General features: G+C 59.9%; 15 protein-coding genes. 6 read left to right on the top strand and 9 right to left on the bottom strand.

The features are described 5' to 3' along the window. Positions 1–37 precede the first annotated feature (37 nt). Positions 38–1,024: a tyrosine-type recombinase/integrase gene (locus AB7F10_RS14560; RefSeq protein WP_428561819.1), complete on the top strand. Its 987-nt coding sequence runs from the start codon at positions 38–40 to the stop codon at positions 1,022–1,024. Between the two features lie 163 nt (positions 1,025–1,187). Here AB7F10_RS14560 and AB7F10_RS14555 read toward each other — a convergent pair whose 3' ends face one another. From AB7F10_RS14555 to glmM, 5 genes are all read right to left on the bottom strand, one after another. Then, on the bottom strand, positions 1,188–1,928 hold the full coding sequence (locus AB7F10_RS14555; RefSeq protein ID WP_428561821.1) for an outer membrane protein: 741 nt from the start codon (positions 1,926–1,928) through the stop codon (positions 1,188–1,190). A 39-nt stretch (positions 1,929–1,967) separates the two neighbouring features. Then, a complete protein-coding gene (locus tag AB7F10_RS14550; protein ID WP_428561823.1) occupies positions 1,968–2,918 on the bottom strand; it encodes an outer membrane protein in 951 nt (316 codons plus the stop codon). Between the two features lie 249 nt (positions 2,919–3,167). Beyond that, positions 3,168–3,659, bottom strand: coding sequence for a bacterioferritin (bfr, locus tag AB7F10_RS14545; protein WP_428561825.1), 492 nt, complete (start codon positions 3,657–3,659; stop codon positions 3,168–3,170). 37 nt (positions 3,660–3,696) lie between these two features. Next, positions 3,697–3,921: a (2Fe-2S)-binding protein gene (locus AB7F10_RS14540; RefSeq protein WP_428562453.1), complete on the bottom strand. Its 225-nt coding sequence runs from the start codon at positions 3,919–3,921 to the stop codon at positions 3,697–3,699. Positions 3,922–4,009: 88 nt separating this feature from the next. Beyond that, entirely contained in the window at positions 4,010–5,353 is a 1,344-nt protein-coding gene (gene glmM, locus AB7F10_RS14535; RefSeq protein WP_428561827.1) for a phosphoglucosamine mutase, read from the bottom strand. A 268-nt stretch (positions 5,354–5,621) separates the two neighbouring features. Here glmM and AB7F10_RS14530 point away from each other — a divergent pair, with 268 nt between their 5' ends. Continuing rightward, positions 5,622–6,821 carry an alpha-hydroxy acid oxidase gene (locus AB7F10_RS14530; RefSeq protein WP_428561829.1) on the top strand — a complete coding sequence of 400 codons (1,200 nt, stop codon included), beginning with the start codon at positions 5,622–5,624 and terminating at the stop codon, positions 6,819–6,821. Positions 6,822–6,923: 102 nt separating this feature from the next. Here the strand turns inward: AB7F10_RS14530 and AB7F10_RS14525 are convergent, their stop codons facing one another. Beyond that, positions 6,924–7,946 carry an LLM class flavin-dependent oxidoreductase gene (locus AB7F10_RS14525; protein ID WP_428561831.1) on the bottom strand — a complete coding sequence of 341 codons (1,023 nt, stop codon included), beginning with the start codon at positions 7,944–7,946 and terminating at the stop codon, positions 6,924–6,926. 402 nt (positions 7,947–8,348) lie between these two features. Here AB7F10_RS14525 and AB7F10_RS14520 point away from each other — a divergent pair, with 402 nt between their 5' ends. From AB7F10_RS14520 to AB7F10_RS14510, 3 genes are read left to right on the top strand one after another with little or no spacing between them, the layout of a single operon-like run. Then, complete coding sequence (locus AB7F10_RS14520; protein WP_428561833.1) at positions 8,349–9,380, top strand: SIR2 family protein; 1,032 nt, start codon at positions 8,349–8,351, stop codon at positions 9,378–9,380. Beyond that, positions 9,370–9,699, top strand: coding sequence for a hypothetical protein (locus tag AB7F10_RS14515; protein ID WP_428561835.1), 330 nt, complete (start codon positions 9,370–9,372; stop codon positions 9,697–9,699). The genes AB7F10_RS14520 and AB7F10_RS14515 overlap by 11 nt, the downstream gene beginning before the upstream one ends. After that, the gene (locus AB7F10_RS14510) at positions 9,677–11,197 is read left to right on the top strand and encodes an ATP-binding protein (RefSeq protein WP_428561837.1); all 1,521 of its coding nucleotides are present in this window, start codon (positions 9,677–9,679) and stop codon (positions 11,195–11,197) included. Before AB7F10_RS14515 ends, AB7F10_RS14510 begins: the two co-directional genes overlap by 23 nt. Here AB7F10_RS14510 and AB7F10_RS14505 read toward each other — a convergent pair. After that, on the bottom strand, positions 11,194–11,343 hold the full coding sequence (locus AB7F10_RS14505) for a hypothetical protein (RefSeq protein ID WP_428561839.1): 150 nt from the start codon (positions 11,341–11,343) through the stop codon (positions 11,194–11,196). The two genes, AB7F10_RS14510 and AB7F10_RS14505, sit on opposite strands and share 4 nt — an antisense overlap. 37 nt (positions 11,344–11,380) lie before the next feature. Further along, positions 11,381–11,869 (bottom strand): cyanase, encoded by a 489-nt coding sequence (cynS, locus tag AB7F10_RS14500; protein ID WP_428561841.1) that lies wholly within the window; start codon positions 11,867–11,869, stop codon positions 11,381–11,383. 113 nt (positions 11,870–11,982) lie between these two features. On the opposite strand from cynS, the gene AB7F10_RS14495 reads away from it, so the two are divergent. Continuing rightward, positions 11,983–13,287, top strand: a complete 1,305-nt coding sequence (locus tag AB7F10_RS14495; RefSeq protein WP_428561843.1) for a DUF3422 family protein — start codon at positions 11,983–11,985, stop codon at positions 13,285–13,287. A gap of 21 nt (positions 13,288–13,308) precedes the next feature. Here the strand turns inward: AB7F10_RS14495 and AB7F10_RS14490 are convergent, their stop codons facing one another. Next, positions 13,309–13,917: a hypothetical protein gene (locus AB7F10_RS14490; RefSeq protein WP_428561845.1), complete on the bottom strand. Its 609-nt coding sequence runs from the start codon at positions 13,915–13,917 to the stop codon at positions 13,309–13,311. Positions 13,918–13,992 lie beyond the last annotated feature (75 nt).

Genomic DNA, 13,992 nt, shown 5'->3' with positions numbered 1-13,992 from the left:
TGTTGGATGACGTGCCTGCCATCCTAGAGGCGATCCGATGCCCCTCGAGCTCTACAAGCGTGGGAAGATCTGGCACTACCGCGGCACGGTTGCCGGACGGCGACTACGGAAGTCTACAAAGACTGCGAGCAAGGAAACGGCCCAACGAATTGCGGCCGATATCGAACAGCGCGCCTGGAGCGGGCACCTCGATCCAAAATCGACCCTGACCTTCGCTCAGGCAGCGATCCTGTACCGGCAAGCTGAGAAGTCGGACCGTTTTCTACGCAAGATCGAAGATTACTGGCGTGACACGCCCGTCAAGGACATAACGGCTGGCGCAATCCGGTCGGCGTCTATAACGCTGTACCCTAATGCCGGCCCGTCGACACGCAACCGCCAGGTCATCGTACCGACGCAGGCTGTCATCAATCACGCTGCAACGCACGGCCTGTGCCAGTACATCCGTGTCCAGCGGTTCGACTCCCCGCGCAAGGCCAAAGAGCCCGCGACATGGGAGTGGGTTCGGGCCTTTATGGCAGCGGCGGTGAAGCCAAATCTCGCAGCGCTGGCATGCTTCATGTACTTGACTGGCGCCCGGATTTCACAGGCTACAGCCGTGCGTTGGAGTGACGTCAACTTCAAAACAAGAAAGGTTCTGATCAAGGCCACGAAGAAGGGCGACGATGACCGCCTCGCTCACATGCCCGACGTGTTGGTAGCGGCTCTGGCCAAGATCCCTGGTGACCGCGTCGGCCTTGTGTTCGGCTTCAAGTCGCGCGGTAACTGTAAGACGCAGTGGAGCAAAACCATCAAACGCGCCGGCATCGCAAAGTTGTCCTACCACAGCTGCCGGCATGGTTTCGCTACGGGTCTTCTTGATAAGGGCATTAGCCCGATCACCGTCGCCAAGCGCGGCGGATGGAAGAACCCGCGGCACGTTTTCGAGACCTACGGTCATGACATTGCGTCGGACGACGTGACCGACATTCTGATTGACACACCACAAACACAATCAGACAAAAAACTCAGTAATATCAAATAAGTAGTATACCCTCGGTGGGGAGGGGTGTCCCACTGGCGGGCATACGCCTGCGCCTTCACCCGGTCAATCGGAATTTTGAAAATATGAAATGCAGCCCGCGCAACGCAGGCGCGCGGCTGACGAAAGGTCAATACGGAGGAAGCCTTCGCTTCAGCGCGACGGTTTAGCGAAACCCGCCGATGTCGTCGAAGTACCAGCGCAGGCCGATGCGCACTTCGTGCGCGGCGACGTCCTTGGCCTTGAACGAGCCGGTTGCGTCTTCCAGCACCGGCGCGTCGCCGAAATTCAGGTAGCGGTAACCGACATCGACCAGAAGATTCGGCGACACCGCAAAGGCAAAGCCCGCCATGCCGGCATAAGTGAACCGCCAGCCGGTGGTCGAAGCGCCGTCGACCGGCGGCAGGCCGTTGCCCTCATAGCCGCTGACGCGCATGAAACTGGTGCCGACGCCGGCGCCGACATAGGGCGTGAAGCCGTACCAGGTGCCGAGATCGAAATAGCCGTTGGCGAGCAGCATCGTCGATTGCACGCGGGCCGAGGCTTCGCCCGAGGCCGCGCCGGTCGTCCAGTTGGTGTGGAATTTCGCCGGCGCCGCATAGTCGAGCGTCAGATCGGTGCGGAACCAGTTGAGCTTGAGACCGCCGCCGAGCGTGAAGCTCGCGGTGCCGTCGAGCTTGTCGTCGCTCAGCGTCGTCGCCGCGGCCGAGGTTTCCGCGGTCGCGGTGCTGAAGCGGTAGCCGATGTCGCCGCGCAGATACCAGCCGTGCAGCGCCCGAAACCCTGAAAAGCGCGGCTGTTCCGGCGGCAGCGGATAATCGCCGCCCGGCATGTCGGCGGCCTGGCCGGCAGTCACCGCGAGGACGGCGAGCGGAACACCGAGCATCAACGATCGCATGCGACTCATGACTTCAACTCCTCGATCGACGCGATCACGACGCCGGCATCAACCGCGGCTGCTGATCGGCGGCTGATAAACCGGTGGCTGGTAGACGGGCGGCTGATAGACGGGCGCCGGCTGATAGACCGGCGGCGGCGCGTAGACCGGCGCGGGCTGCGTATAGACCGGCGCCGGCGCGATATAGGTGCGTTGCGGCCGCGACCAGAAATCGAACCCTTCGTCGAAGTTGAAGCGCAGGCCGACCTTGATGTCGTGCGACGTCAGGTTCTCGAACTTCATCGGGTTGTTGATGAGGTTGCCACCCAGGTAATCGTAGAGATCACCCGACTGCGCATCGCCGAGATTGACGTAGCGGTACGCCAGTTCGAACGTGGTGTTCCGGGTGATCTTGTAGGCAAGGCCGGCGTGCAGCGCCCAGGCGAAGTTCCATTGCGAGTGATCGTCGGCAAAGGCCACACTGCCGCCGGTGCATGTGGAAACGGTGGTGCATACGTCGCGGAAGTCGTGGATTGTGACCCGCGCAGTGCCGACGCCGGCGCCGATGAAGGGCGTGAAGCCGCCCCAGGTGCCGAGGTCGACATAAGCGTTGGCGAGGAACAGCCACTCCGACTTGCTGCCGGAATATTCATCGGTGTAGGCGGTGCCGGGGCCGCCGCTCTGGTTGATGATCTGAGCACCGTGAAAGTTGGCGCGCGAGCGGTATTCACCGGTCAGGTCGAAGCGCAGCCATTCGTTCCAGTTGTAACCGATGCCGAGCCCGAACAGGCCCGATGAATCGAATCCAAGGCCGACGTTTTCGACCGTGTCGTTGGCGTTGAGGACGTTAGTGAGATTCTTGATCTGCTGATTGGTGATGCCGATATCGCCGCGCAGATACCAGCTCGACGCGTATTCCTGCACGACCGGCGGCGGAATGTAGACCGGCGGCGGAGGTGGAGAATAATCGGCCGCGAATGTGCTGGTGCTCCACAGTACTGCGGCGACGCTCGCCGACACTGCCGAGATCTTGAAACACCGACCCACCATCTCTCGGACCCTCGCTTGAACGGCCACGCGACAAGCAGCGTGGCGACGCATCCAAAGGGGACGATGGCAGCAATTCGTTAAGTGGCGCTTAACCGTGTTTTTTAACCCTGATTTTTAGTAAATGCGGACGCCGCCCGGAACGCCTGAAAAAACAACGCGGCGCCCGGGGCGCCGCGTCGTGGCTCGGTAAGAAACGATTAAGACCTGTGAACGGGGCGATCAGTCCCCGCCGCCCTCTTCCATCTTGCCGATGTGATGCTGCGAATAGAGTTCGACGCCGAGCTTGGCGACGAGATCGAGCTGCGTCTCGAGGAAGTCGATGTGGTGCTCCTCGTCCGACATCAGTTTCTCGAACAGATCGCGGGTGACGTAATCCTTGGCGGCGTGGCAGGCGGTGGCAGCCTCCTGGTAGAGCGCGCGCGCCGAGATTTCCGCGGCGAGATCGCAATCCAGCACTTCCTTGACGTTCTGCCCGATGTGCAGCGGGTCGAGCACCTGCATGTTCGGAAAGCCGTCGAGGAAAATGATGCGGTCGACCAGCTTGTCGGCGTGCTCCATCTCCTCGATGGACTCCTTGCGCCACTGCTTGGCGAGGTCGTTGTAGCCCCAGTTGGCGAGCAGCCGGTAATGCAGCCAGTACTGATTGATGGCCGTCAGTTCGTGGCGCAGCGCCTTGTTGAGGTATTCGACAACCTTCGCATCACCCTTCATCAGTCACACTCCTTAGAATTATTCTAAGAAATATGCATCAGCGGGAATGGGCGTGCAAGGCACATCCGCAGCCGAGTGGACAAGTCAGCGCGCTTTGCCCGACGGCTTCATCGATGATTTTGCGGATGGTGCGGGCGCAGCGGCCGCACTGGGCGCTGCAGCCGAGACAGCCGTAAACCTGCCCGGCCGTGCGCGGCGCTGCGGAGTTCACCGCGGTGCGCACATCCTTGTCGCTCAGGACATTGCAGGAGCAGACGATCATGAGCATTCGCTACCGAGCGCGCCCGATAAAGTCAAAGAAATTCAATAGTTTATAAGAATTCTAATCTCGCGATGCGGTGGAATGGCTCTTACGCCGCCGACTGCGTCAAAGCCTCGCAGATATCATTGACCACCGCTTCGACCAGCACCGCGTCATCGCCCTCGCCCATCACGCGGATCACCGGCTCGGTGCCGGAGGGGCGCACCAGCAGCCGGCCCTTGCCGTTGAGGCGCTTCTCGGCGCTCTCGATCGCGGTGATGACGCGCGCGTTCTCCAGCGGCTTGCCGTTCTTGTAGCGGACGTTCTTGAGAACCTGCGGCAGCGGCTCGAAGCGATGCAGGAACTCGGAGACCGGTTTGTCCTGCCGCGCCACCTCGGCGAGGATCTGCAGCGCCGCGACGAAGCCGTCGCCGGTCGTCGCATAGTCGGACAGGATGATGTGGCCGGACGGCTCGCCGCCGACGTTGTAATTGCCCTCGCGCATCTTCTCGAGCACGTAGCGGTCGCCGACCGGCGTGCGCAGCAATTCGATGCCAAGGCCCGACAGATGCCGCTCGAGGCCGAGATTGGACATCACCGTCGCGACGATGCCGGGCTTCGAGAGCCGGCCTTCGGACTTCCAGCCTTCCGCGATCAGCGCCAGAACCTGATCGCCGTCGACGACCTGGCCACGCTCGTCGACAATCATCACGCGGTCGGCGTCGCCGTCGAGCGCGATGCCGATATCGGCGCGCATTTCGCGCACTTTCTTCGACACCGCGCCGAGATTGGTCGAGCCGCATTCCTTGTTGATGTTGAAGCCGTCCGGCTCGTCGCCGATCGACACCACGTCGGCGCCCAGTTCCCACAGCGTGCCAGGCGCAACACGATAGGCCGCGCCGTTGGCGCAGTCGATCACCACGCGCAACCCGTCGAAGCTCATGGACTTGGGCAGGGTGTGCTTGGCGAATTCGATGTAGCGGTCCTGCACGCCGTCGATGCGCTTGGCGCGGCCGAGATCGGTGCTCTTGGCGAGCTTGCTCGACATGTCCGAGTCGATCAGCGCCTCGATGTCCATCTCGACCTGATCGCTCAGCTTGTAGCCGTCAGGCCCGAAAATCTTGATGCCGTTGTCGTCGTAGGGATTGTGCGACGCCGAGATCATCACGCCGAGGTCCGCGCGCATCGAGCGCGACAGCACACCGACCGCCGGCGTCGGGATCGGGCCGGTCAGCAGCACGTCCATGCCCACCGAGGTAAAGCCCGCGACCAGCGCGTTCTCGATCATGTAGCCGGACAGCCGCGTGTCCTTGCCGATCAGGACGCGGTGACGGTGATCGCCATTGCGAAAGACAATGCCGGCCGCCTGGCCGATTTTCATCGCCAGTTCCGGCGTAATCTTCTTGTTGGCCGGACCGCGCACGCCGTCCGTGCCAAAATACTTGCGAACCATCGGCAATTGACCCGTTCTGCTTTTTTCGGAAGTGCAACCCCGGCCGCGAGAAGCCGCGCCGGCTCATTGCCGTATAATAATAGTGACAATACCGCCGATTGCTTCAAAAATTGTAAGCAAACATTACTGACGCCCGCTAACCATTTAGAATGCTGCAAAACCGGCCCAAGAGGCTGCAAGAGGCGGCCGGCCGAAACCGTTAACCAAGCGCCTTCCGGGCCGGCGGCCCGGCGTGCTACCTGAGAACAGTCTTTCAGTGTGAATTCCCATGAAAACCGTCACTTCAATTGCCGACCTGCGCGACATCGCCCGCCGCCGGGTGCCCCGCGCCTTTTTCGACTACGCCGATAGCGGCTCCTATAGCGAGCAGACGCTGCGCGCCAACCGCGCCGATCTCGAAGCCATCAAGCTCCGCCAGCGTGTGCTGGTCGACGTCTCGGAGCGCGACCTGACCACCACCGTGCTCGGCCGCAAGATCGCAGCGCCCTTGATCCTCGCGCCGATCGGGCTCTTGGGGATGCAGCACGGCGACGGCGAAATCCACGCCGCAAACGCCGCAAACGCCGCAGGCATCCCCTTCACGCTCTCCACCATGTCGGTCTGCTCGATCGAGCATGTCGCGGAAGCCACCCGCAAGCCGTTCTGGTTCCAGCTCTACGTCATCCGCGACAAGGGCTTCTCCAAGGCGCTGATGGACCGCGCCGTCGCCGCCAAGGTCGACACGCTGGTCTTGACCGTCGACCTGCAGGTGCTCGGCCAGCGCCACAAGGACGTCAAGAACGGCATGACGGTGCCGCCGGAATTCCGCATCCGCAACGTGATCGACATCGCGCGCCGGCCGGCCTGGGCGTGGAACGTGCTGAAGGCCAAGAGCAAGACCTTCGGCAACATCTCCGGCTTCGTGCCCGGCATGGAGAACGTCAACTCGCTGGCGAAGTGGACGGCCGACCAGTTCGACCCGTCGCTGAACTGGCGCGACGTCGAATGGATCAAGGACTACTGGCCGGGCAAGCTCGTCATCAAGGGCATCAACGACGTCGAGGACGCGCAGACCGCCGCCGGCATGGGCGCCGACGCCATCGTGGTGTCGAACCACGGCGGCCGCCAGCTCGACGGCGCGGGCTCCTCGATCTCGATGCTGCCGCGCGTCGTCGACGCGATCGGCGACGGCACCGAGGTGCTGTTCGACGGCGGCATCCGCACGGGCGCCGACATCGCGCGGGCGTTGGCGCTCGGCGCGCGCGCCTGCCTGATTGGCCGCTCCTATGTCTACGGCCTCGGCGCCTACGGACAGGCCGGCGTCGCGAAAGCCATCGACATTCTGGAAAAGGAACTCAGCGTCACGATGGCGCTGACCGGCATCGGCAAGGTGAGCGACATCGACCGCCGCATCATCGACGACGGCCAGCCGGCGAAGAAGCCGGCGGCGAAGCGGGCGCGGAAGAGCGCGGCGAAGACGTCGACTTAAGCTTCCTCCGTCATCGCCCGCGCAGGCGGGCGATCCAGTAAACACAGCGTCTCATGAGGCTACTGGATGCCCCGCCTTCGCGGGGCATGACAGTCCTTATTTTCACCGCCACCCGAGCGGCGGCGCGACGTGCTTGAGGATCGCTTCCAGCACATGCGCGTTGTAGTCGACGCCGAGCTGGTTCGGCACCGTGAGCAGCAGCGTGTCGGCCTCCGCGATCGCCTCGTCGCCCTTCAACTGTTCGACCAGCACGTCCGGCTCGGCGGCGTAGCCGCGGCCGAACACCGCGCGCGTGTTGTCGCCGAGAAAGCCGATCTGGTCCTCGCCCTCGCCGTCACGGCCGAAATACATGCGGTCGCGGTCGTCCATCAGCGCGAAGATCGAGCGCGACACCGAGACGCGGGGCTCGCGCGTGTGGCCGGCCTCCTTCCACGCTTTGCGATAGGCGCGGATCTGCTCGGCCTGCTGGATGTGGAACGGCTTGCCGCCCTCGTCGAATTTCAGCGTCGAGCTTTGCAGGTTCATGCCGAGCTTGGCCGCCCACTCCGCCGTGCTGTTGGTCGCGGAGCCCCACCAGATGCGCTCGATCAGCGTTTCCGAATGCGGCTCGAGCCGCAGCAGGCCCGGCGGATTGGGAAACATCGGGTTCGGGCTCGGCCGCGCGAAGCCCTCACCCTTGAGCACTTCGAGAAAAACCTCCGTGTGCCGCCGCGCCATGTCGGCGCCGGTCATGCCCTCAGCCGGCGCGTAGCCGAAATGCCGCCAGCCGTCGACGACCTGCTCCGGCGAGCCGCGCGAGATGCCGAGTTGCAGCCTTCCGCCGGCGATGAGGTCGGCCGCGCCCGCGTCCTCCACCATGTAAAGCGGGTTCTCGTAGCGCATGTCGATGACGGCGGTGCCGAGCTCGATGCGCCTGGTGCGCGCGCCGCAGGCCGCGAGCAGCGGAAACGGCGAGGCGAGCTGCCGCGCAAAATGATGCACCCGGAAATAAGCGCCGTCCGCGCCAAGCTCCTCGGCGGCGACGGCAAGCTCGATGGATTGCAGCAAGGCATCGGCCCCGGTTCGCGTCTGCGAATGCGGCGACGGGGTCCAATGACCGAAGGAGAGAAAACCGATTTTTTTCATGCGGGATAAGGGGCCTAAGTGAGCGTTTGCATCACTTTAGGCCGCGGGTGGGGTTTGGGAAACTGATGGCGGGGAATGGGGAGGAGTAAGCGCGGGTGATTGAGAGGAGTTTGGACGCAAAGCGGGCGCTGCCGAACTCGACAACATGGGCGTCGACACCGCCCACCTGCCCGACAAGGCGCTTTCTTTGATTGTCGATACCCGGATGCCGGTGGAAGAGAGCAAGGCGTTGAAAAGGAGGGGGAGAAGCTAAGGCTTCAATGCATCCGACTAGATACCGAAGTAAACTGCTATTGCTGCGGATTTCATCGCAAACTACAATATCAAATATTTTTCTTCGGTTTATGATCGCACGTTATAACCCCGCAATTCGGCAGGGCATAATGGCTGAAGTTATCGAAATTGGATCGGACATCGCATCAGCATCAAGATTGCTGGTACCCTATTTCCCAGTCTGGAAATCTGAATTTTCTTATTGGGTCTGGCGCCTCCGCACCTGCCATAAAAACAGCCGGAGCCATTGAATCTGAAATCAATCAGCTTCTGATTAAAGCCGATGAGGTTGGCGCCAATAAAAAGTGCCTAGAATTCATCGAGCAAATTGACAGCGTCCATACCAGAATACTGGCGAACACCGACGACGCCACGATCAAAAACGTTACGAGTAGCTATTCAAATTTTTTGACTGCAATCGACAAGATTCTTTTTATGAGAAAAAATATCCTCTTGCCTCGTCAAGCGAACGTCTTCACCACCAACTACGATATGTTTTTAGAGCATTCATCAAGCGAACTTCCATTTGTCATTCTGAACGATGGCTTTGATCGAGCTTCCAGCTTGAGTCCTGACTTTTCATTTGCGCCGGAGCGGTACTTTGACCGCACCTACCGCACAGGGCCGCTTGGCAGCAATCAGAGTGAAATCCCGACCATCAATCTAATTAAACTACACGGTTCACTTTCTTGGCGAAAGAAATCAGATTCCATTCTCTTCGATGTAAAGAGCACGCCAAAACTAACTGCCACGCAAAAGAATGATCCGGCGCAAGTGGCAGCATATCTAGAACGCTACTTTCTAATCCTGCCAAACTTACGGAAATTCCATACGACGCTGATGGAGCGTGTCTACTACGACCTACTCCGCCTCTTTTCAAAAGCAATGGACCAGCAGAATGTCGTGCTCGTCTCGTTTGGTTTTTCCTTTGTCGATGAGCACATACTGGATATCTCACGTCGAGCTCTCCGTAATCCGACAGCTCAACTAATAGTACTCTCATACGACGCAGCAAGCGCGCCAATCTACCAAACAAAATTTTCTAAGCAGCGAAATGTGACCATCATTGCCCCAAAAGCTGGAACATCTATCGATTTTGCAAAATTCAATACGATCCTGAATGTGATTGTTCCTGAGAAGGCCGATAGCGATGCGGCCTGATAGGCTGGAGAAAGAAGCTGTACTGCGCGTCGGGCAAGTTTCCGCTGTAACAGGTCGCCGGATTTTCATTTCGGTTGATACCGATAAGAACCTGTCCGAATTATTTTTTGATGGGGACGTGCTACGGAATATCGCGGTAGGCAGCTACATCGACATTCGAAAAGGATTTCTTAGTTTGATCGGCAAGGTCGATGGCGAAAACGCAAACGCTGATGCGCGCGGAATCGACACCTTTACAGCGCAAAGCGGCCGCCGCATCTTGTCTGTTTCCTTAGTCGGCTTCCTCGATCGTAACGGTGATTTTTTTTGGCGGGACTAAGGAGTTACCGCTTGTTGGAAATGAGGCCTTTCTTCTTACACGAGACAAGATTCACCAAGTCCACAATCTTGTCAGCAACTTCGGAATTGCTCTCGACATCGCCCATTCAGAATACGAAGGGTACGAAATCGCGATGCCCGTCGATGGGCTAATCAATAGTCATATTGCCATCTTCGGAAATACAGGAAGTGGAAAATCAAATACGCTAGCAATGATCTTCCAAGAATTTATTGCGAAGATGAGAGCTCGTAACGAAGACGCTTTCGAGAGCAACTGTAGTATCATCTTGTTCGATTTCAATAACGAATATGTGGGAGATAACTGTCTCACACAACACAAGACGGTCTACAGACTTTCAACACGAAACGATGATGGCGATAAAATTCCCTTAGGCACTGGCGGCTTCTCGGATATCGAAATCATCAGCATTCTCGCTGACGCAACCGAGAAAACCCAAAAGCCCTTTCTTAAGCGAGTATTGACGCTTCAAAAGCGGATATTGGACTCCGATGATCCAATTGGATACGCACGGAATACAATTCGGCTACAAGTTAAGCAGATACTCCAGATGTCGGACAAAATCCGCGTTGATTTGCTTTTTGATTATTTGCGACAAATTCTTCCGGAAGAAGAAGATGACGGCGATCCGATTGACCTAATGCAAGATTTAGAATGGCACAACACAGTCGCGGAGTTTAAATGCGGAAATACGTATCTCAAACAAAACCCCGATTATATTCCAAATACCTTTGTTTATGGACATGTCGATCAGTTTTCTTTTGCGGACGAGGCAATCGCTGACCTAATCAAATTCGCGTACATACAACTAATATATGACATACTTTCGAACCGCGCTCAGAATGAGCACATCGCACCTGCCATCAACAAGCTAAGAAGCAAGCAATCAGATATCAGGAAGATATTTTCTCAAGCAGAAGATGGGATTTTCGATTCGAATGTAGTTGTTGTCGCACTTGGTGATACAAATCTTGAAATGAGAAAGACAGTTCCTTTGCTAATTGCAAAGAAGGTCTATGAGGACCACAAACGTGCGGCAGGAGGCCGTTCTCTTAATTTAATTATCGATGAGGCGCACAATATCTTGTCTCAGGAGTCGTTTAGAGAATCTGAGAGCTGGAAAGACTATCGACTAGAGACTTTTGAAGAGATTATTAAAGAGGGCCGTAAATTCGGCGTGTTTGTGACGATCGCGAGTCAACGGCCAAACGACATTTCACACACAATCACGTCTCAAGCGCATAATTATTTTATACATAGACTAATCAATCAGAAAGACCTTCAGTCAATTGCAAGCGCAGTGTCGTACATCGACAAAATCACAGAAGAGTCGATCCCGACCTTACCGACCGGAACTTGCATCTTCAGCGGGATTGCAGGACAGATGCCGCTGAAATTAGCAATACGTCCCTTGCAAGAGCAGTTGCAACCAAGAAGTGCTACCGTTCAGTTCCGAAACATCGTGCCAAATTTTGATTAGCGGTTCGACTTAGCTATTTCAATTTCTTCCCTGTACGCCTCATTGACCGCCGAGTATTCCATCACGCTTGCCACTTCGCTGACGAACTTCTTATCGTAGCCGACACGGCGCAACAGAAGGCAAATGCCCGGCACGAGGCTGGGCATCACGTCGCGTGCCACATTCCTAGAGTAGAGGCCGCCCCTACTCCTCCTTCAACCCCAGCCCCAGCTCGTTCCCCTTCGCGCCGTAATATTTGAACGGCAGGAACTTGCCCGATAGGCCGAGTTGCACGCGGTCGCCCTTGGGGTCGGCCTTGCGCGTGATGTCCATGTCGAAGTCGATCGCCGACATGATGCCGTCGCCGAACTCTTCCTCGATCAGCACCTTCAGCGCCGGGCCGTTGACCAGGATCAGCTCGTAGAAGCGGTAGATCAGCGGGTCGGTCGGCGGGAACGCGGAGTACGTGCCGCGCATCGGCACCTCGTTGAGCATCGCCTGCTCGCTCTTCGTCAGGCCGAACAGCGCGGCGGCCTTCGCCGCCATCGGCTTCGTCATCTTGTGCTGGCCGAGGATCGCGCCGGTGACGAGGATCGCCGACATGCCGCCGATCTCCTCGCAGATGTGTTTCCAGGTCCATCCCTTCTCGCGCTTGATGTCGAGAAGCTTCTCGGTGAGGCCGTCGCGGGTCATGTCGAACTCCCTGTCTTTGCTGGCGTTTATCGCTGCCCTCGAGAAAGCAAAATCCGCGCCAGAACGGGGCTTCCCTTGCCAAAAACCCGCCGCCATGCGACCCGATAGGCGCGATGACGGCTGAGGTGACCATCGAGGGCGGCGGACGGCTCATCCCGCACGATCTGCGGGCGGCGATCCTCAACGAGGTCCATGCGCGGCCCTTCACGCCGCTCGCCTCGCCGGCTCGCGTGCTGCACTTCGCGTTCGACACCTCGAACGGCCGCGGCAAGACCGACCGCGCCGCGCTGGCGGATTTCTGCGCGCGGCGGGAGCTGGCGCCCCTGAAGCCGGACGCCAAGCATCACCGCGTCACGGTCGGCGGCGCGACGCTGCGCTGGGAGCAGCATTCCGAATTCACGACCTATACCTGGGAGCTGCCGTCGAAGCCGGGCGCGCCGTTCCAGCCGGAGGCGTCATCGCTCGCCGGACCGATGAGCGCGTTGCCGCAGCCGGGGCCGCTGCTGGTGGCGCTCGACGTTCATCTGATCGAGCCAAAGCGCAAGACGATCGCCGTCGAGCAACTGTTCGACCGCGCGAGCCTCGCGGCGGCGGAAAACTCCGACGGCGCGGCGCTGTTCGCCACCGACTTCAAGCCGGACCCCGGCGGCTTCGTGCGCATCCTCATTCTCAACCGCGACCTCGACGACGACCGCGCCGGCGCACTGGTGCAGCGGATCATCGAGGTCGAGACCTATCGCACGCTCGCTTTGCTCGGCCTGCCGGAAGCGCAGCGACTCGCGCCATCGATCGGCCGCATCGAGCAGCGGCTCGCCGAAGTCACCGAGGAGATGCGGGCGACCGCGCAGCTCGTCGACAATCATCGCCTGCTGGACGAACTGACCGCGCTCGCCGCCGAGCTTGAAGCCGGCGCGGCCGCGAGTCTGTTCCGATTCGGCGCGAGCCGCGCCTATTACGACATCGTGCAATTGCGATTGCACACGGTCGGCGAACGCAAGATCGGCAGCCTGCCGACCTGGACCTCGTTTCTCGCCCGACGCATGGCCCCCGCGATGCGCACCTGCACCGCGACCGCGGACCGGCAGGCGAACCTGTCGCAGAAGCTCGCCCGCGCCGCGAACCTCTTACGCACCCGCGTCGATGTCGAGCTCGAGCAGCAGAACCGCGACCTCTTGCGCTCGATGAACGACCGCACGCGGCTGCAATTGCGGCTGCAAACCACGGTCGAAGGTCTCTCCGTCGCCGCCATCAGCTACTATGTCGTCGGCCTGTTCGGCTACGTCGCCAAAGGCGCGCACGAGGAAGGCCTGCCGGTCAACGTCACCTTCGCTACCGCGCTGTTCGTGCCGGTTGCGGCGTTGACGATCTGGTGGGTAATCCGCCGCATCCGCCGCAAACACATGACCGGCGCGGATTAGCGCCGGCTCACATCACCGGCGTCACATGGCCGGCGTCACGCCGCGTCCGACATACATCGAGCGCACCAGCACCGCGCCGTCGCCCTGCTTCTCGTAACCGAAGATGACGACGCCCGCGCCGGCCTTCAGCTCATCCTTGCTGCCGGGCGCCGCGGCCGCGATCACCGTCTCCGGCGTGACGATCACCTGCTTTTCGCCGTCCTTGTATTTCACCGTCAGCACCTCGCCGTCGGCGCTTTTGGCCGCGCTGCCGACATAGGCGTTGGTCATCGTGCTGTTCGGCCGCGCGTCCCACGGCCCGTGACGGTCCGGCACCACGCCGCGCTGCGCCGGCATGAAAATGTGAATCGAAAACGCGACGATGCGGCCGTCCGCGGCCGGCATGCCGGCGATGCCGATGAAGCTGTCGGTCTTGATGTCGGCGAGCGAGGCCTTCACCAGCGCGCCGACCCGTGTCTTGTCGTCGATCTTCGCGGTCACCGTCGCGCCCTCGCGCGTCTTGACCACGAAGCCGTCGCCGCTCGCCTGCGCGATCTGTCCGCGAATGCGGCCACCCTGCTGCGCGACCGCCGCCGTCGCGACGATGAACGAGAACGCGATGCCGAGCGTGCCGTATATGAGCTGACGCATATGTTCCTCCCGTCGCCGGCCGGATGCCGGCGCTCAGGAACAACAACACCGGAGCCGTCACGCCATTCCGTGGCG

This window comes from Pseudolabrys sp., from assembly GCF_050250095.1.
Lineage (GTDB): Bacteria > Pseudomonadota > Alphaproteobacteria > Rhizobiales > Xanthobacteraceae > Pseudolabrys.
This window is presented reverse-complemented; position numbering and strand designations above follow the sequence as displayed.